Below are 17388 nucleotides of genomic sequence, written 5' to 3' on the forward strand. Positions count from 1 at the left end.
GTGCGCCAAACGCATATTCCCGAAAAGTGCAAAGCGGTTTTCGGAAAAGAATATGCGCAAGCAAAGGGCGAGGGGCTCGCCTCGTCTTCCCGTGTCTCCGCCTTCGAACTCACTTCCTCTCGAGCCTTTCCCAGGGGTCAATACCCCCAAGAAGCGCTCGAAGGGCTTGGCGCCGGAGCGGCTCGCGGCAACGGAAAGGCGAAACACATGGCTCTCTACGAGCATGTCTATCTCGCCCGTCAGGACATTTCTCCCCAGCAGGTGGAGACTCTGACCGGGCAGTTCAAAAATGTCGTCACGTCGCTCGGCGGCACGGTCGGCAAGACCGAATATTGGGGCGTCAAATCGCTCGCCTATCGGATCAAGAAGAACCGCAAGGCGCATTTCACGCTCATGAACATCGACGCCCCGCCGGCCGCCATCGCCGAGCTGGAGCGCCAGCAGAGCATCAACGAAGACATCCTTCGCGTCCTGACGCTGCGCGTCGAGGAGCTGGAGGAAGGCCCGTCCGCACAGCTCCGCAAGCGTGAGGATGACGACCGCGGCGAGCGTCGCGGCCCTGGCGGGGCCCCGCGCGGCGATCGTGGCGAACGCCGCCCGCGTCGTGAGGAAGGCCGAGTTGAAGGAGAGACCGAATGAGCACCGCGCCCCGTCGCCCCTTCTTCCGCCGCCGCAAGTCCTGCCCCTTCTCCGGCGCCAATGCGCCGAAGATCGATTATAAGGACACGCGCCTGCTGTCGCGCTACATCTCCGAGCGCGGCAAGATCGTGCCCTCGCGCATCACGGCGGTCTCCGCCAAGAAGCAGCGCGAGCTGGCTCAGGCCATCAAGCGCGCCCGCTTCCTGGGCCTGCTGCCTTATGTGATCCGCTGAGATTTCGGCTTTAGAGCGCATTCCGCAAAAGTTGATAGACTTTTGCGACAAGAATGCGCTCCAACTTTCGGAGTCTGCGCGCTTTCTCATCGCTCGCATGATCCATGCGAGCGGAAAGCGCGCTAAGTCGAATCGCGAGCCGCGCCCGAGAGGGCGCGGTTTTTTTGTGCGCTTCATGTCGTCGCGAATGCCCCGGTCTCGCTGTGGGTGGCGCACGGAAAGGACAGAGACTCCCTTGACGCAAGCGCGTCCGTATGAGATCCAAATTGCGCTTAATGCATGAGAATATCTATGGCCTTTGAGGATCCCGCCTCAGAGGCCATTTTTTGCTTGCGCCGCCTGCCTCCCAGCCGCTTCTCCGCTATGGTCGTCTTTGCCGAAATACACTAAGAGTGCTTCGGTCCAATTCATGCGGACAAAAAACCCTCGGGAGGGAAAGCGAATGCATAAGCTGCTCAGAACAGCTTCTGTAGGCATTATTGCGCTACTTACATCGGGCCAGTTGCACGCCCAAACCTGGAAGCTGACGCCCGAGGAGGCGGCGAAATATGGCGCGAAAGCCGCGGCCGCGGAAACGCCCGCCGCCCCGAAAGCCGAAGCGCCTATCGTCCCGAAGGCGGAGGCTCCCGCCGCTGTGAAAGTGGCCGCGCCGCTCGCCTATGACGAATTGCTGACCTTGTCGAAAGACCCCAAGCAGTGGGTTTCTCCGACCGGCGACTACGCCAATCTTCGCCACTCCGGCCTCAAGCAGATCACGGCGGACAATGTCGGAAAGCTCCAGCCGGCTTGGCAGTTTTCGACGGGCGTTCTGCGCGGCCACGAAGGCGCGCCGCTCGTTCTCAACAATGTGTCGGTCACCGACAGCTCCGGCAAGACCATCACGACCGACGTGATGTATCTGCATACGCCGTTCCCCAATATCGTCTATGCGCTCGACGCCAAGGATCCGGCGCATCAGATCCTCTGGAAATATGAGCCCAAGCAGGATCCGGCGGTCGTTCCGGTCATGTGCTGCGACACGGTCAACCGCGGCCTCGCTTACGGCGACGGCAAAATCTTCCTCGCTCAGGCCGACACCACGCTGATCGCGCTCGACGCCAAGACCGGCAAGCTCGTCTGGTCGGTGAAGAACGGCGATCCGTCGAAGGGCCAGACCTCGACCGCCGCGCCGCATGTCTTCAAGGACAAGGTGTTCGTCGGCATCGCCGGCGGCGAGTTCGGCGTGCGCGGCCATATCACCGCTTACGACGTCAAGACCGGCAAGCAGGCGTGGCGCGGCTACTCCATGGGCCCGGACGCCGATACGCTGATCGACGCCGAGAAGACCACCCATCTCGGCCAGCCGGTCGGCAAGGACTCCGGCATCAGCACCTGGCAGGGCGACCAGTGGCAGACCGGCGGCGGCACCACCTGGGGCTGGTATAGCTACGACCCCGAGCTGAACCTCGTCTACTACGGCTCCGGCAACCCCTCGACCTGGAACCCGAACCAGCGTCCGGGCGACAACCGCTGGTCGATGACCATCTGGGCGCGCGACCTCGACACCGGCAAGGTGAAGTGGCTCTACCAGATGACCCCCCACGACGAGTGGGACTATGACGGCATCAACGAGATGATCCTCGCCGACCAGGACATCGGCGGCAAGAAGGTCAAGACGCTCGTCCACTTCGACCGTAACGGCTTCGCCTATACGCTCGATCGCACCAACGGCGACCTGCTCGTCGCCGAGAAGTATGATCCGGCGGTGAACTGGGCGACGAAGGTCGACATGGACAAGTCGTCCAAGACCTATGGCCGTCCGCTGGTCGTCGACAAATACTCGACGCAGCACAATGGCGAGGACACGAACACCCAGAACGTCTGCCCGGCCGCTCTCGGCTCGAAGGACGAACAGCCGGCTTCTTTCGATCCGGCGACGGGCCTGTTCATGGTGCCGACCAACCACGTCTGCATGGACTATGAGCCGTTCCGCGTGTCCTACACGGCGGGCCAGCCCTATGTCGGCGCGACGCTGGAAATGTTCCCGGCGGGCAAGGTGCTGGGCGACGGCACGAACCACACCGGCAACTTCATCGCCTGGGACGCGCGGACGGGTAAGATCGTCTGGTCGAACAAGGAGCAGTTCTCGGCCTGGTCGGGCGCTGTGTCGACGGACGGCGGCGTGACCTTCTACGGCACGCTGGAGGGCTATCTGAAGGCGGTCGACACGAAGACCGGCAAGGAGCTCTACAAGTATAAGACCCCGTCGGGCATCATCGGCAACGTGATCACCTATGAATCGGCCGGCAAGCAGTATGTGGCGGTTCTGTCGGGCGTCGGCGGCTGGGCGGGCATCGGCCTCGCGGCCGGTCTGTCGAAGTCGAACGAAGGTCTCGGCGCGGTGGGCAACTACGCCTCGCTCGCCAATTACACCGCCCTCGGCGGCGTGCTGACCGTCTTCGCCCTGCCCAACTAAGCAGAGCGTTAAGGTCTAGCACTCGAGGATTGGCGCCCGGCGAAATCTCGCCGGGCGCTTTTTTTGTGGAGGATTCGCGCAGGTGCGCCCCCTCCCTGTCCCTCCCCCGCTTCACGGGAGAGGGGACGCTCGCGATCAGCATTCTCTAAGAAGGCCACGGCCTGACTCCCTCTCCCGCGAAGCGGGGGAGGGCTGGGGAGGGGGTGCGCTACCCCGCCCGCGCCTGCGGCGCCGTTGGCTCGTGCAACCCTTCGAGCCCCGCCGCCGGCTGCGCTGGCTCGGTCATGAACTGCGCCGCCGCCAGCGCCTCGAAACGGCCGCCCTTGGCCACGAGCGTCTCGAAGGAGCCGCTCTCGACGATCTCGCCCTGGTCGAAAACCAGAATATGGTCGGCGTTGCGCACAGTGGCGAGGCGATGGGCGATGACGAAGGTCGTGCGCCCCCGGGTGGCGGCCTCCAGCGCCTTCTGAATCTGACGCTCGGTGGTGGCGTCGAGCGCCGATGTCGCTTCGTCGAAGACGAGGATCGGCGGGTTTTTCAGCAGCGCGCGGGCGATGGAGAGGCGCTGGCGCTCGCCGCCGGAAAGCGAGCGGCCGCGTTCGCCGATGCGGGTGGCGCGCCCGTCGCTCTGGCGGGAGACGAATTCCGACGCTTGCGCCAGCTCCAACGCCCGCGCGATTTCCGCGTCTGTGGCGTCGGGGTTTCCGATGCGCAGATTCTCTTCGATTGTGCGGGCGAACAGCATCGGCTCCTGAAAGACGACGCCGATGTTGCGCCGCAGCGAGAGCAAAGTGAATTCCCTAATGTCGACGCCGTCGATCTTCACCGCGCCTTCCTCGGGATCGAAGACGCGATGCAGGAGCCCGAGCGTCGTCGACTTGCCCGAGCCCGTGGAGCCCACGAGCGCGATCGTCTGTCCGGGCTTGACGGAGAAGCTGACGTTCTTCACCGCCTTGCGGCGCCCATCATAGGAGAAGGTCACCTTCTCAAAAGCGACGGCGCCAGAGAGCCGCCCGGCGTCACGCGCGTCCGGCCGATCGGCCACTGTGGGCTGCGTGTCCAGAACCTCGAAAAACTCGCCGATCTTGGCCGATTGCTGAAGCAGGATGTTGACGAAGCCGACGACCTGCTCGAGCCGTCCGATCAGCATGGTGGCGAAATTCGTGAAGGTCACGATCTCGCCGATCGTCGCCATGCCATGCAGATGCAGCCACGTGCCGAGCAGGAAGATCGAAAGGATCGTCAGCGTCGCCGACGCCCGGCTCGCGGCCGCGACCAGCGCCCACCAGGAGAGCACCGGCATCTGCGCGGCCAGGAGGTCGTCGACGATGCGCTTCAACGCGCGGGATTCGCTCTCCACGCGCGTGAAGCTCTGGACGACCGGAATATTCCCCAGCGCGTCGGAGGCGTGCTCTGCGAGCGCGGAGTTGATGCGCTCGACCTTTCCCTGCAGCCTCTCCGTGCGCCGGACGACAAAGCTCGTCGATACGTAAAAGGCGAGCACAAGGACGACCAGGAGCCCGCCCAGGCGCCAATTGAGAAGCAGGGTCGCTGGAAGCAGAATGAACAGCGCGACGAAGGAGGCGCAGTTCTCGCGGAAGAAAGAGAGCCAGAGGCTGAACATCGCCATGGCGCCGTCGAGCATGGTCTTGAGCAGACGCCCGGAGTGCACATTGGCGTGAAAGTTCAACGGCAGGTTAAGAACATGCTCGAAATATTCGGACATGACGGCGACGCGGCGGCGGTGCGCAAGGCGGTCGGCGTTCAGCCCGACGAGTATCGCGCCGCCGATCGAGAACAGGCCGAAACCGGCCCAGGCGGCAAGGAGGGGCGCGAGATCGCTCCAGGCCACCGTCTGACCCGGCGCTTGCGTTTGCGTCATGCGGTCGATGATGCGGCCGAATAGAATTGGTTCGGCAAATTGCGCAATGGCGAGCGCCAGATTCGCCGCAACAAGGATGGAGGCGAGCCTTGCCTGGGGACGCAGTTGGCTCAGGACACGCGCGTAGATCTTGAGGATCGACATCTTTCGCCCGCTGTTTCGTTTTGGGATACCTCGCGGGTTCCCAGTCGCGCAAGCGCCCAGGCCGAGCCGGCGCGCGCTACTCGTCCTCGCCGAAGCGGTTGGCGACGAGCGCGTCGAGCGCCTCGATCGCTTCCTCGGCCTGAGGGCCGTTTGCAGTGACGGTGATCGTCGAGCCCTGGCCGGCGCCCAGCGTCAGAATGCCCATGATCGAGCTGCCCCCGACCGTCTCGCCGTCCTTCGAGACCGTGATCTCGGCGTCGAATTTTTCGCAGCACTGGACGAATTTCGCCGTCGCCCGGGCGTGGAGGCCTTTTTTATTGATAATCGGCAAATCGCGGGAGATGACGGCCTCGGCCGCCCGCTCATCAGCATTAGGCATAGGAAGATCGCTTCGCTAGGTTTCTCGGTAGGGGAGGGCTAGCTGAAAAAAGCGCTCTGGAAAAGGCCGCTCTGAGAGCTCACTTGGGGTTGAGCACGCGGCTCGCGATATAGACATATTTTCGGCCGGCGTCCTGCGCCTGCAGAACCGCCTGCTCTAAAGTCGCGCTGTCCCGGACCGAGGCGAGCTTGATCAGCATGGGGAGGTTCACGCCGGCGAGAACCTCGACATTGCCGCCGTTCATCACTGAAATCGCAAGATTGGACGGCGTTCCCCCGAACATGTCGGTCAGCAGAACGACGCCGTCGCCGCTGTCGGCGTTATGGATAGCGTCGAGTATTTCGGCCCGGCGACGCTCCATGTCGTCCTCGGGGCCGATTGAAATGGAAACGAGCTGTTTTTGAGGACCCACGACATGTTCGAGCGCCGCGCGGAACTCCGTGGCGAGGTGGCCATGGGTCACCAAGACCATTCCGATCATTCGACCCTACCACTCATGAAGACGTCTCGCGCTACGCGATGGCCCCACAACGGGGGTTCCTACATAAGCTTGCCGTCGCTTCTCGTCCCCTGACGACAGCATATACAAGCTCAGCCGCCCCGCCCATCCTCTTTTTTCCTGGGCGCGCGTCAGGGGCGCCATTTTGTGCGTTGCGGCGAAATTCGCAAGCGAAAATCGCGATCGCATGTCAAATTGTCGCAATCGATTGAATGAAAAAGATGATTCGCGCAACTGAGACATCGCCGCAATCCGGCGTGCAGAGGCGTGGCAGAACAATCCCGTGCAGCGCGGCATATTTTTCCGCCTCCTGCGGCAGACGCGCGGGGGGATCGTCGGGCGCGCAAAGATCGACAATGGCGTTCAGGACGCAGGCGGCCTCGTAGTCGATGCGCGACAGCCCGTGGCCGCGGATTTCGATGACGCCGGCAATGGCGGGATGCGGCCGCGCGACGAGGCGTCCGTTCAACGCCTCCACACTCACCCGGTCGTCGCCGACAAGGCGGGCGAAATCGCCCTGGGATTGGTAGCGGGAGATCAAAGCGAGGGTGAGCGCGCTTTTCCCGCTTCCGGAGGGGCCGCGCAGCAGCACCCCTGTCTCGCCCAGAACCAGCGCATTGGCGTGGACATATTGGGCGCTCATCGCGCCGCCGGCAGCCAGACCACAAATCGCGCGCCGAGCACCTTGTCGCCGGCCTCCGGCTCGTCGGTTCCGTCGGGATGCGCGAGGGTTCGGTTCAGCGCGCGAATGCGGCCGCCATGCGCCTCGATGATCTGACGGGAAATGGCGAGGCCGAGGCCGGAATTCTGGCCGAAACCGTGCTCCGGCCGGTCGGTGTAAAAGCGCTCGAAAACGCGCTCGAAGGCGCCTTCGGGAATGCCGGGCCCATCGTCGTCGACGATGATCTCATAGCCGTCGATCGGCGCGCCACCCGGGCCTTTGGCGCGTTCGGGCCACAGGAGCACCCGCACGACGCCGCCGGGCTTCGAGAATGAGCGGGCGTTGTCGATCAAATTGTTGAAAACCTGGCCCAGGCGCGAGTCGTTTCCGGTCACCCGCCAGCGAATGCGGGGCTCGCTCGAAAGATGGCGGATGGTAAGCTCGGCCTTGACCCCGTCGCCGCGATCGACGGCGCGGGTCATGTCGACGACGGTGATGAGCGCCCTGGAGAGATCGACGTCGCCCATATCGGCGCGCGCGAGCTCGGCGTCGAGACGCGAGGCGTCGGAGATGTCGCTGATCAGCCTGTCGAGGCGGCCGACGTCGTGCTTGATGATGGCGAGGAGCCGGTCGCGCGCCGATTCTGTCTTGGCGATCGGCAGCGTCTCGACGGCGCTGCGCAGCGAGGTCAGCGGGTTCTTCAGCTCATGCGCGACGTCGGCGGCGAAATGCTCGATCGCCTCGATGCGATTATACAGCGCCGTCGTCATGTCGCGCAGCGCGCAGGAGAGATGGCCGATCTCGTCCTGGCGGTCGGAGAAATCCGGGATCTCCTGACGGGATTTTGCGCCCCGGCGCACGCGCTCCGCGGCTTCTGCGAGCAGGCGCATCGGTTCGGTGATGGTGTTGGTGAAGAAGAGCGAGAGCAGCAGCATCACCCCCGCCGAGACGAGGAAGATGCGGATGATGCCCCAACGCTCCATCGCGATGATGGCGTCGATGTCGCCGCCCATGGTGGAGAGCAGCAGCGCGCCGCGCACCGAGCGGAAGCGCTGCACGGGGACGGCGACCGAGATGATGGTCTCGCCCTTGGCGTTGGCGCGCACGACCGAATGGGCGCGCGCTTCGAGCGCGCTCACGACTTCCGGATAGGTCTTGCCATTGCCCATACCGATGTCTTCGTAAAGCGGCAGCTCGGGGCGGCGCGTCAACCTGCGCAGAAGGTCGAGGGTCTTTTGCAGGAAAGACGAGGCGTCGATGGTCGTTGTGTTGGGCGAGGGCGGGAGATCGAAACGCAAAATATTGGAGCGCCCGGATACCGAGCGCGAATCGAGCAGCAAATAGCCGTCGCGGTCATAGATGCGCGCGCGCAGCCGCGTCGGCGAGACGAGGCGGCGCAGCAATGGGCCGACGCGTTCCGGATTGAGCGAGAACTCCATCGCGGGCTGGTCTTCGCCGGGGCTCGCGCTTTCGCCCGGGGCGAGCCGTAGAAGCTTCTCCGGATCAATCGTAATCGCGTCGGTGTCGACGGTCGCCGACGCGGCGACGGCGGCGGCGATGATCTCGCCTTGCGTTTGCAGGCTCTGCACGCGCGCGTCGATCAGGCCTTCACGAAACTGGTTGAGATAGAGAAAGCCGCCGAGCAGCGCGACCAGCCCGCCCAGATTGAGGACGACGATGCGGCGCGTGAGCGAGGAGGAAAGATGCGACTGCGCCGCTCGCGACAGGCGCCGCAGGCGGATGTTCAGCGTGCGGGCGCGCCGCGCCGGCGGGCGGCCCTGGGTCTCGGCGCGCGCGGCGGCGTCGGCTGGGGTCTCGGGAGCCCCCGACGCAAGGACGTCGCTGGTCTCGGATGCGCTCATCGGCTGCGCGTCCCGTTACATTTCCTTGAAGCGATAGCCGACGCCGTAGAGCGTTTCGATCATCTCGAAATCCGTATCGACCACCTTGAACTTCTTGCGCAACCGTTTGATGTGGCTGTCGATGGTGCGATCGTCGACATAGACCTGATCGTCATAGGCGGCGTCCATCAGCGCATTGCGGCTCTTCACCACTCCCGGGCGTTGCGCCAGCGATTGCAGGATCAGGAACTCCGTCACGGTGAGCACCACGGGGTCGCCCTTCCAGGTGCAGGTGTGGCGCTCCGGGTCCATCACCAGCGCGCCGCGCTCCAGAACCTTGGCTTCGGTTTCCTTTTGCGCGGCGGCTTCCTTCGGGTTGGCGCGGCGCAGGATCGCCTTGACGCGCTCGACGAGGAGGCGCTGCGAGAAGGGCTTATGGATAAAGTCGTCGGCGCCCATTTTGAGGCCGAAGAGCTCATCGATCTCCTCGTCCTTCGAGGTGAGAAAAATCACCGGGAGGTCCGATTTCTGCCGCAAGCGACGCAGAAGCTCCATCCCGTCCATGCGCGGCATCTTTATGTCGAAGATGGCAAGATCGGGCGGATTGGCGCGCAAGCCGTCGAGCGCCTGGACGCCGTCCGTGTAGGTCTGAACGCGATAGCCTTCGCCCTCGAGCGCGATGGAAACCGAGGTCAGGATGTTGCGATCGTCGTCGACGAGAGCGATGGTCGGCATGAGCATCCTTTTGCTGTTGGCGGCGATGGGCGCTTGCGGCGCTCGCTGATCCTCCAGGATCCGCGAAAACTCCGGCAGCGCCCATGCTTTCGGGCGACGCCGTCCGTAACGCCCGGCGACTCTGCGGTTTTTCTCGATCCGATCAGAGTCCCGGCCCATCGCGGCTGAAATGTGGCCGATACAACGGCCAAAAACGCCTAATGCGCATCGAGGAGGCGCCTGTTCATCTCTCGAGCGCGTCTTTCGAACCCGCTCCAGTCTGCGACAGCCTTGCGCCTCTCTTATATACACATTTGGTCGGCAATGCGACCCGGCGCCTTTTTGAGTTAGAAATGCGGGCAAAATCATGACGCTAGAAAATAATACCGCGCCGCCGCGCGATCCTCGGCAGGATCCGGCCTTCGATCCGGTGGGTGAATCCAAGCGGCTTTTACGTGCGATCCGAACCGCCACCCTGGCCACATTGACCGAAAGCGGCGCCCCCTTTGCGACATTGACGGCCATCGCCACGGATTACGACGGGACGCCGATCCTCCTCTTGTCGAAGCTCGCCCAGCACACGCGCAATCTCGAGCGGGACGGGCGCTGCTCGCTGCTCCTGGCCCAGGGCGGGCGGGGGGACCCGATGGCGCATCCGCGCCTGACGCTCGTCGCCCGCGCCGCGCGCACGCAAAGCCCTGCGGCGCGCGGGCGATTTTTACGCCGCAACCCCAAGGCGCAGCTCTACGCCGATTTTCCCGACTTTTCCTTCTGGCGGGCGGAGATCGAGGCCGTGCATCTCAACGGCGGCTTCGCCCGGGCTGCGGATTTCGGCCCTGGGCCGCTTTTGACCAACGTCGATAGCGCCGAGGCGCTGATCGCCGCCGAGGAAGATATTCTCCAACATATGAACGCCGACCACGCTGACGCGCTGGCGCTCTATGCGCAGAAGCTCGCCGGGGCCAAGCCCGGCCAATGGCGGGCAAGCGGGATAGACCCCGAGGGGCTCGACCTCGTCAGCGGCGATGAGACGGCGCGGGTGGCGTTTCCCAGAGCCGTGGAGAGGGCGGAGGAAGCGCGGCGGATGCTCGTCGAGCTGGCGCAGCTTTCGCGAGGTTGATGCAAGTTCAAAAGCGCGCCTGAAGGCGCGCGGTCCAAGCAGGCGCCCCCGGACCGCGCGCCTTCAGGCGCGCTCGTGTCTTCGCGTCCAGCCGTGTCAGAGCCCGGCCATCAGACCCGCAATCTCATCCTTCAACGCCAGGCGCTTCTTTTTCAGCGCCTCGACGGCCGCGTCGTCCGCCGGCTCGACCTCAGTCTCCATGCGATGAATCGTGCGGTTGAGGCTGTGATACTCTTCGGCAAGACGCGCGAAATGCGCGTTGCTGGCCTTCAATGCGTGGATGGCCTGCGCCTTCTCGGGAAACTCTTCGTGCAGTTCATGCGCGACATGGCTCATTTTTCTCTCCCTCTTAATTAAGCGCGTGACGCCTTGTGCGTCTCCCAACCAGTTTTACCGGCCGGCAAGGGCAAAGCCCAAGCCCTCGGGTCCTGCGGCGAAAGCGCGCAAGCGAGGCATTTAATTGACGGAAAACAAAAAGGCGGCGACGCCAGGCTGGCGCAAGCTTCTCGGCCCCGGCCTCGTCGCCGGCGCTGCGGACGACGACCCTTCCGGGGTTGCGACCTATTCGCAGGCCGGCGCCGCTTTCGGTTATGGCTTGCTTTGGGCCGTGATGCTGACGACGCCGCTGATGCTCGCCGTGCAGCTCGTGAGCGCCCGCATCGGCCGGATAACTGGCGCGGGCGTCGTCGCCAATGCGCGCGCGCATTTGCCGAGAGGCGTGGCGCACGGGCTCGTCGTGCTGATGCTCGTCGCCAACGTCGCCAATATCGCAGCCGATCTCGCCGCCATGGGCGAAGCGCTGAAGCTGATTCTGCAGGGCTCCCAGCGCAATTATGCGTTGGCCTTCGGCGCGGCCGGCCTTCTCGCTCAGATCCTCGTGCCCTACCGGCGCTATGCGGGCTTCCTGCGCTGGTCGACGCTCGCGCTCTTCACCTATGTGGCGGCCGCCTTTGCCGTGGAGATCGACTGGCGCGCCGCCTTGCGCGGCGCCCTTCTGCCAAATGTCGGCTGGGGCCGCGAGGCGATGATGATGGTCGTCGCCGTGCTCGGCACGACCATCAGCCCCTATCTTTTCGTCTGGCAGGCCGCGCAGGAGATCGAGGAAATGAGGGTGGGGCACAAGGGCCCCTTGCGCGACGCCTCCGCGCGCAGAGAGTTGCGGCGGTTGCGCGTCGATACGGGCGTCGGCGTCATCCTTTCAAATCTTGTCGCCTTTTTTATCATGCTGACGACCGCCGCGACGCTCAACGCCCATGGCGTCTCGGGCATCGACACGGCGGCCCAGGCAGCGGAAGCCCTGCGGCCGCTCGCCGGCGACTTCGCCTTCTTTCTTTTTGCGCTCGGCATCATTGGCACGGGCTTGTTGGCGATTCCCGTCCTCGCCGGCTCCGCCGCCTATGCGGTCAGCGACGTCATCGGCGGAAAATTCAGCCTCGAGGCGCCCTTCGCCCGCGCGCCGGGCTTCTATGGGATCGTGATCATTGCAACGCTTTTGGGCGCGGCGCTGGATTTCACCTCGATACCGCCGATGCAGATGCTCTTGTGGACGGCGGTGCTGAACGGGATCATTGCGCCGCCCTTCCTATTTGCGATGATGATCGTCTCCGGAAATGCGCGAGCGATGGGCGCTCATGTTTCGCCGAAATGGCTGTCGGCGCTCGGCTGGATTGCGACGGCCGCGATGACGTTTGCCGTGCTATTGCTTGCAATTTCAACATTCGGGTTTGACCTTTGATAAGGTATAACCACGCTGCGGCGTTTGCCGAGAAAGCCATTTGCGCCGGGCATGCCGCCACAGCCGATTTTTTCTTGGTTTCCGCTGAATCTTCGCTTGACGCGATGGCGAGCCGCGATTAGTTTCCGCCCACTTTCGACAGGCCGTAAGTTCACGCCGTTGATGAGCGCCTCGCTCTCGATCTTCCGAACTTAAACGCTGTCGCCTTGCCTGTGACCGCCAGTAAAGACCGGCTTCGGTCGGTTTGGTAATCATCCCGTCGCTTTGCGGCGACGGACAGGAAGGCACGATCCCGGGTCTCTCGGGGTCCTCTGCGTTAGGAGCGCCTTGGCCTTGCGGCCATCGGCGCTTCGCTCGTTTGCGCGTTTTTAAGTAATGCGCTCTCGGGTTCACCCGAACATCCGCCATTCGCGTCAGAAGCGAAGCGAAGGACTTTTTGATGCCGACGATCAGCCAATTGATCCGCAAGCCGCGTCACCCGAAGACGTATCGCGAAAAGGCCCGCCATCTCGGCGCCTGTCCGCAGAAGCGCGGCGTGTGCACGCGCGTCTACACCACGACGCCGAAGAAGCCGAACTCGGCGCTTCGTAAAGTCGCCAAGGTGCGTCTGACCAATGGCTTCGAGGTCATCGGCTACATTCCTGGCGAAGGCCATAACCTTCAGGAGCACTCCGTGGTCATGATCCGCGGCGGCCGCGTGAAGGATCTTCCGGGCGTTCGCTATCACATTCTGCGCGGCGTGCTCGACACGCAGGGCGTCAAGGATCGCAAGCAGCGCCGTTCGAAATACGGCGCGAAGCGTCCGAAGTAATCCGGCCGAAGTAGGGAGACACACATGTCGAGACGTCACCGGGCGGAAAAGCGCGAAGTCATCGAAGACGCCAAGTTTGGCGACATCGTTCTCGCGAAGTTCATGAACTCCATCATGTACGACGGCAAGAAGTCGGTCGCGGAAGCGATCGTTTACGGCGCGCTCGACCAGGTCGAGTCGAAGGCCAAGAGCGATCCGCTGGCGATCTTCCGTCAGGCGCTGGACAATGTCGCGCCGGCGATCGAGGTCCGTTCCCGCCGCGTCGGCGGCGCCACCTATCAGGTGCCGGTCGAAGTGCGCAACGAGCGCCGTCAGGCGCTGGCGATCCGCTGGATCATCACCGCGGCCCGCGCCCGCAGCGACAAGACCATGGTCGATCGCCTGTCGGCGGAGCTTCTCGATGCTTCCAACAATCGCGGCGCCGCCGTGAAGAAGCGCGAAGACACGCACCGCATGGCCGAAGCCAACCGCGCCTTCTCGCATTATCGCTGGTAAGCCCGAGCTCTCACGAGGACTATAGTCATGGCCCGCTCGCATCCGATCGAGGACTACCGCAACTTCGGCATCATGGCGCATATCGACGCCGGTAAGACGACGACGACGGAGCGCATCCTCTATTACTCCGGCAAGAGCCACAAAATCGGCGAGGTGCACGAAGGCGCCGCGACGATGGACTGGATGGAGCAGGAGCAGGAGCGTGGCATCACGATCACGTCCGCCGCGACCACGACCTTCTGGAACGGCAAGCGTCTGAACATCATCGACACCCCCGGCCACGTCGACTTCACCATCGAAGTCGAGCGTTCGCTGCGCGTTCTCGACGGCGCGGTTTGCGTTCTCGACGGCAACCAGGGCGTCGAGCCGCAGACCGAGACGGTTTGGCGTCAGGCCGACAAATACAGCGTTCCGCGCATCGTGTTCGTCAACAAGATGGACAAGATCGGCGCCGACTTCTACCGCTGCGCAGAAGAGATCAAGACCCGCGTCGGCGGCCGTCCGGTCTGCGTGCAGCTGCCGATCGGCTCTGAGAACAACTTCAAGGGCGTTATCGACCTGATCCGCATGAAGGCGGTCGTCTGGGAAGACGAAGGCCTTGGCGCAAAGTATCACGACGAAGAGATTCCGGCGGACCTTCTCGATAAGGCGAAGGAATATCGCACGGCGCTGATCGAGGCGGCCGTCGAACTCGACGACGACGCCATGGCGGCCTATCTCGACGGCGTCGAGCCGGACGAGGCGACTCTGAAGTCGCTGATCCGCAAGGCTGTGCGCGCCATCGTTTTTCACCCGGTGTTCTGCGGCTCGGCGTTCAAGAACAAGGGCGTTCAGCCCCTGCTCGACGCCGTCGTGGACTTCCTGCCGTCGCCGATCGATCGCGAAGCGATCAAGGGCGTCGACATGGACACCGGCGCCGATATGGTCCGCAATCCGTCGGATAGCGAGCCCTTCTCCATGCTCGCCTTCAAGATCATGGACGACCCCTTCGTCGGCACCATCACCTTCGCGCGCGTCTATTCGGGCAAGATCGAGTCGGGCACGACCGTTCTGAACTCCACGAAGGACAAGAAAGAGCGCATCGGCCGCATGCTGCTGATGCACGCCAACAACCGCGAAGACATCAAGGAAGCCTATGCGGGCGACATCGTCGCGCTCGCCGGCCTCAAGGAAACCCGCACGGGCGACACGCTCTGCGATCAGCAGAAGCCGGTCATTCTGGAGCGCATGGAGTTCCCCGATCCGGTCATCGAGATCGCGATCGAGCCGAAGTCCAAGGCGGACCAGGAGAAGCTCGGCATCGCCCTGCAGAAGCTCGCGGCCGAGGATCCGTCCTTCCGCGTGTCGACCGACCAGGAGAGCGGCCAGACCATCCTCAAGGGCATGGGCGAGCTGCATCTCGACATCAAGGTCGACATTCTGAAGCGCACCTATAAGGTCGACGCCAACATCGGCGCGCCGCAGGTCGCCTATCGCGAGCGTCTCGGCAAGAAGGTCGAGATCGACTACACGCATAAGAAGCAGACCGGCGGCACCGGCCAGTTCGCGCGCGTGAAGATCATCTACGAGCCCAATGAAGCGGGCGCGGGCAATGAGTTCGAGTCGAAGATCGTCGGCGGCGCGGTTCCGAAGGAATACATCCCGGGTGTCGACAAGGGCATTCAGTCCGTCACGACCTCGGGCATCCTCGCGGGCTTCCCGGTCGTCGATCTCAAGGCGACGCTGATCGACGGCGCGTTCCATGACGTCGACTCGTCGGTTCTGGCCTTCGAAATCGCGTCCCGCGCGGCGACCCGTGAGGCCCTGCAGAAGGGCGGCTCGGTCCTGCTCGAGCCGATCATGAAGGTCGAAGTGGTGACGCCGGAAGAATACACCGGCTTCGTCATCGGCGATCTGAACTCGCGTCGCGGCCAGATCCAGGGCCAGGACATGCGCGCCAACGCCGTGGTCATCAACGCCATGGTCCCGCTCGCGAATATGTTCGGCTATGTGAACCAGTTGCGCTCCGGCACGCAGGGTCGCGCCAGCTACACCATGCTTTTCGATCACTACGAACAAGTGCCCGAGGCGGAGTCGAAGAAGGTCCAGGCGAAATACGCCTGATCTCACGAACGCACGGGTTAAACGGAACTCTCTAAAGGAGCACGGCAATGGCCAAGGAAAAATTCTCGCGCACCAAGCCGCACTGCAACATCGGGACGATCGGGCACGTCGACCACGGCAAGACGTCTTTGACGGCGGCGATCACCAAGGTTCTGGCGGAGACGGGCGGAGCGACGTTCACGGCCTACGACCAGATCGACAAGGCTCCGGAAGAGAAGGCGCGCGGCATCACCATTTCGACGGCGCACGTCGAATATGAGACGCAGAACCGCCACTACGCCCACGTCGACTGCCCCGGCCACGCCGACTATGTGAAGAACATGATCACCGGCGCGGCGCAGATGGACGGCGCCATTCTCGTGTGCTCCGCCGCCGACGGCCCGATGCCGCAGACCCGCGAGCACATCCTGCTCGCCCGCCAGGTCGGCGTGCCGGCGCTCGTCGTGTTCCTCAACAAGGTCGACATGGTCGACGATCCGGAGCTGCTCGAGCTCGTCGAACTCGAAGTCCGCGAGCTTCTCTCGAAGTACGACTTCCCCGGCGACGACATTCCGATCGTCAAGGGTTCGGCTCTGTGCGCTCTCGAGAACAAGAATCCCGAGATCGGCCATGACGCGATCCTGAAGCTGATGCAGGAAGTCGATCGCTATATCCCGCAGCCGGAGCGACCGAAGGACCAGCCCTTCCTGATGCCGGTCGAGGACGTGTTCTCGATCTCGGGCCGCGGCACGGTGGTGACGGGCCGCATCGAGCGCGGCGTGGTGAAGGTCGGCGAGGAAGTCGAGATCGTCGGCATCCGTCCGACGACCAAGACGACGGTGACCGGCGTCGAAATGTTCCGCAAGCTGCTCGATCAGGGCGAGGCGGGCGACAACGTCGGCTGCCTGCTGCGCGGCACGAAGCGCGAGGACGTCGAGCGCGGCCAGGTTCTGTGCAAGCCGGGTTCGGTGAAGCCGCACACGAAGTTCAAGGCTGAGGCGTATATCCTCACCAAGGAAGAAGGCGGCCGTCATACGCCGTTCTTCACCAACTATCGTCCGCAGTTCTACTTCCGCACGACGGACGTGACCGGCATTGTGACGCTCCCCGAGGGCGTCGAGATGGTGATGCCGGGCGACAACGTCACGATGGAAGTGGCTCTGATCGTTCCGGTCGCCATGGAAGAGAAGCTGCGCTTCGCTATCCGCGAAGGCGGCCGCACGGTCGGCGCGGGCGTCGTCGCTTCGATCATCGAGTAATTGAGCGGATCTGGACCGCGAGCCTTCAGGCTCGCTTGTGAAAAAACGATCGCGAGTCGGAAGGCTCGCGATCCAGAAGCGATCTTCCTGGATCGCGGTCCCAAAGGATGAAGCAATGAACGGTCAAAATATCCGGATTCGCTTGAAGGCGTTCGATCACCGGATTCTCGACACGTCGACCAAGGAGATCGTCTCCACGGCGAAGCGCACCGGCGCTCAGGTTCGTGGCCCGATTCCGCTGCCGACCAAGATCGAGAAGTTCACGGTGAACCGTTCGCCCCACATCGACAAGAAGTCGCGCGAGCAGTTTGAGATCAGGACGCATAAGCGCGTTCTCGACATCGTCGATCCCACCCCGCAGACGGTGGATGCGCTGATGAAGCTCGATCTCGCCGCCGGCGTCGACGTCGAGATCAAGCTCTAAGAACGGATTGGGCGG

General features: G+C 63.6%; 17 protein-coding genes. 10 read left to right on the top strand and 7 right to left on the bottom strand.

All coding sequences use genetic code 11. The features are described 5' to 3' along the window. Nucleotides 1-207 precede the first annotated feature (207 nt). The 3 genes from rpsF (at nucleotide 208) to JJT62_RS03480 (ending at nucleotide 3327) form a co-directional block, all read left to right on the top strand. Complete coding sequence (rpsF, locus tag JJT62_RS03470) at nucleotides 208-639, top strand: 30S ribosomal protein S6 (protein WP_202071266.1); 432 nt, start codon at nucleotides 208-210, stop codon at nucleotides 637-639. Further along, complete coding sequence (gene rpsR / locus JJT62_RS03475) at nucleotides 636-872, top strand: 30S ribosomal protein S18 (protein ID WP_016917696.1); 237 nt, start codon at nucleotides 636-638, stop codon at nucleotides 870-872. Before rpsF ends, rpsR begins: the two co-directional genes overlap by 4 nt. A gap of 442 nt (nucleotides 873-1314) precedes the next feature. After that, nucleotides 1315-3327: a methanol/ethanol family PQQ-dependent dehydrogenase gene (locus tag JJT62_RS03480; protein ID WP_246744665.1), complete on the top strand. Its 2013-nt coding sequence runs from the start codon at nucleotides 1315-1317 to the stop codon at nucleotides 3325-3327. A gap of 208 nt (nucleotides 3328-3535) precedes the next feature. Here JJT62_RS03480 and JJT62_RS03485 read toward each other — a convergent pair whose 3' ends face one another. The 6 genes from JJT62_RS03485 to JJT62_RS03510 all read right to left on the bottom strand — a co-directional run bounded on the left by JJT62_RS03485 (nucleotide 3536) and on the right by JJT62_RS03510 (nucleotide 9468). Further along, a complete protein-coding gene (locus JJT62_RS03485) occupies nucleotides 3536-5353 on the bottom strand; it encodes a glucan ABC transporter ATP-binding protein/ permease (protein WP_202071267.1) in 1818 nt (605 codons plus the stop codon). Nucleotides 5354-5429: 76 nt separating this feature from the next. Beyond that, entirely contained in the window at nucleotides 5430-5732 is a 303-nt protein-coding gene (locus tag JJT62_RS03490; RefSeq protein ID WP_202071268.1) for an HPr family phosphocarrier protein, read from the bottom strand. Nucleotides 5733-5811: 79 nt separating this feature from the next. Continuing rightward, on the bottom strand, nucleotides 5812-6213 hold the full coding sequence (locus tag JJT62_RS03495; protein ID WP_202071269.1) for a PTS sugar transporter subunit IIA: 402 nt from the start codon (nucleotides 6211-6213) through the stop codon (nucleotides 5812-5814). Nucleotides 6214-6421: 208 nt separating this feature from the next. Next, nucleotides 6422-6874, bottom strand: a complete 453-nt coding sequence (locus JJT62_RS03500; RefSeq protein ID WP_202071270.1) for an HPr kinase/phosphorylase — start codon at nucleotides 6872-6874, stop codon at nucleotides 6422-6424. Next, nucleotides 6871-8754 carry a stimulus-sensing domain-containing protein gene (locus JJT62_RS03505; protein WP_202071271.1) on the bottom strand — a complete coding sequence of 628 codons (1884 nt, stop codon included), beginning with the start codon at nucleotides 8752-8754 and terminating at the stop codon, nucleotides 6871-6873. The genes JJT62_RS03500 and JJT62_RS03505 overlap by 4 nt, the downstream gene beginning before the upstream one ends. A 15-nt stretch (nucleotides 8755-8769) precedes the next feature. Beyond that, nucleotides 8770-9468, bottom strand: coding sequence for a response regulator transcription factor (locus JJT62_RS03510; RefSeq protein WP_202071272.1), 699 nt, complete (start codon nucleotides 9466-9468; stop codon nucleotides 8770-8772). A gap of 346 nt (nucleotides 9469-9814) precedes the next feature. Between JJT62_RS03510 and JJT62_RS03515 the strand changes: the two genes are divergently transcribed. Beyond that, a complete protein-coding gene (locus JJT62_RS03515) occupies nucleotides 9815-10567 on the top strand; it encodes a HugZ family protein (protein ID WP_202071273.1) in 753 nt (250 codons plus the stop codon). Between the two features lie 96 nt (nucleotides 10568-10663). On the opposite strand, the gene JJT62_RS03520 is transcribed toward JJT62_RS03515, so the two are convergent. After that, entirely contained in the window at nucleotides 10664-10903 is a 240-nt protein-coding gene (locus tag JJT62_RS03520) for a YdcH family protein (protein WP_202071274.1), read from the bottom strand. A 124-nt stretch (nucleotides 10904-11027) separates the two neighbouring features. Here JJT62_RS03520 and JJT62_RS03525 point away from each other — a divergent pair, with 124 nt between their 5' ends. The 6 genes from JJT62_RS03525 to rpsJ all read left to right on the top strand — a co-directional run bounded on the left by JJT62_RS03525 (nucleotide 11028) and on the right by rpsJ (nucleotide 17373). Continuing rightward, nucleotides 11028-12302 (top strand): NRAMP family divalent metal transporter, encoded by a 1275-nt coding sequence (locus tag JJT62_RS03525; RefSeq protein WP_202071275.1) that lies wholly within the window; start codon nucleotides 11028-11030, stop codon nucleotides 12300-12302. Nucleotides 12303-12741: 439 nt separating this feature from the next. Then, on the top strand, nucleotides 12742-13113 hold the full coding sequence (gene rpsL, locus JJT62_RS03530; protein WP_026015930.1) for a 30S ribosomal protein S12: 372 nt from the start codon (nucleotides 12742-12744) through the stop codon (nucleotides 13111-13113). A 24-nt stretch (nucleotides 13114-13137) separates the two neighbouring features. Further along, nucleotides 13138-13608, top strand: a complete 471-nt coding sequence (gene rpsG, locus JJT62_RS03535; protein ID WP_202071276.1) for a 30S ribosomal protein S7 — start codon at nucleotides 13138-13140, stop codon at nucleotides 13606-13608. Between the two features lie 27 nt (nucleotides 13609-13635). Further along, entirely contained in the window at nucleotides 13636-15711 is a 2076-nt protein-coding gene (fusA, locus tag JJT62_RS03540) for an elongation factor G (RefSeq protein WP_202071277.1), read from the top strand. Between the two features lie 47 nt (nucleotides 15712-15758). Beyond that, nucleotides 15759-16949, top strand: coding sequence for an elongation factor Tu (gene tuf / locus JJT62_RS03545; protein WP_202071278.1), 1191 nt, complete (start codon nucleotides 15759-15761; stop codon nucleotides 16947-16949). A 115-nt stretch (nucleotides 16950-17064) separates the two neighbouring features. After that, nucleotides 17065-17373, top strand: coding sequence for a 30S ribosomal protein S10 (gene rpsJ / locus JJT62_RS03550; protein ID WP_003613511.1), 309 nt, complete (start codon nucleotides 17065-17067; stop codon nucleotides 17371-17373). Nucleotides 17374-17388: the final 15 nt, after the last annotated feature.

Origin of the sequence: Methylocystis sp. Sn-Cys, from assembly GCF_016745395.1 — a bacterium.
GTDB lineage: Bacteria > Pseudomonadota > Alphaproteobacteria > Rhizobiales > Beijerinckiaceae > Methylocystis > Methylocystis iwaonis.

Bases quoted from the DNA above. Each gene is read 5' to 3' on its own strand.
- JJT62_RS03520 (WP_202071274.1), bottom strand. From the start codon at position 10,903: ATGAGCCATGTCGCGCATGAACTGCACGAAGAGTTTCCCGAGAAGGCG.
- rpsR (WP_016917696.1), top strand. From the start codon at position 636: ATGAGCACCGCGCCCCGTCGCCCCTTCTTCCGCCGCCGCAAGTCCTGC.
- rpsG (WP_202071276.1), top strand. From the start codon at position 13,138: ATGTCGAGACGTCACCGGGCGGAAAAGCGCGAAGTCATCGAAGACGCC.
- JJT62_RS03505 (WP_202071271.1), bottom strand. From the start codon at position 8,754: ATGAGCGCATCCGAGACCAGCGACGTCCTTGCGTCGGGGGCTCCCGAG.
- tuf (WP_202071278.1), top strand. From the start codon at position 15,759: ATGGCCAAGGAAAAATTCTCGCGCACCAAGCCGCACTGCAACATCGGG.
- JJT62_RS03510 (WP_202071272.1), bottom strand. From the start codon at position 9,468: ATGCCGACCATCGCTCTCGTCGACGACGATCGCAACATCCTGACCTCG.
- JJT62_RS03490 (WP_202071268.1), bottom strand. From the start codon at position 5,732: ATGCCTAATGCTGATGAGCGGGCGGCCGAGGCCGTCATCTCCCGCGAT.
- fusA (WP_202071277.1), top strand. From the start codon at position 13,636: ATGGCCCGCTCGCATCCGATCGAGGACTACCGCAACTTCGGCATCATG.
- rpsF (WP_202071266.1), top strand. From the start codon at position 208: ATGGCTCTCTACGAGCATGTCTATCTCGCCCGTCAGGACATTTCTCCC.
- JJT62_RS03485 (WP_202071267.1), bottom strand. From the start codon at position 5,353: ATGTCGATCCTCAAGATCTACGCGCGTGTCCTGAGCCAACTGCGTCCC.
- JJT62_RS03495 (WP_202071269.1), bottom strand. From the start codon at position 6,213: ATGATCGGAATGGTCTTGGTGACCCATGGCCACCTCGCCACGGAGTTC.
- rpsL (WP_026015930.1), top strand. From the start codon at position 12,742: ATGCCGACGATCAGCCAATTGATCCGCAAGCCGCGTCACCCGAAGACG.
- JJT62_RS03480 (WP_246744665.1), top strand. From the start codon at position 1,315: ATGCATAAGCTGCTCAGAACAGCTTCTGTAGGCATTATTGCGCTACTT.
- JJT62_RS03515 (WP_202071273.1), top strand. From the start codon at position 9,815: ATGACGCTAGAAAATAATACCGCGCCGCCGCGCGATCCTCGGCAGGAT.
- JJT62_RS03500 (WP_202071270.1), bottom strand. From the start codon at position 6,874: ATGAGCGCCCAATATGTCCACGCCAATGCGCTGGTTCTGGGCGAGACA.
- rpsJ (WP_003613511.1), top strand. From the start codon at position 17,065: ATGAACGGTCAAAATATCCGGATTCGCTTGAAGGCGTTCGATCACCGG.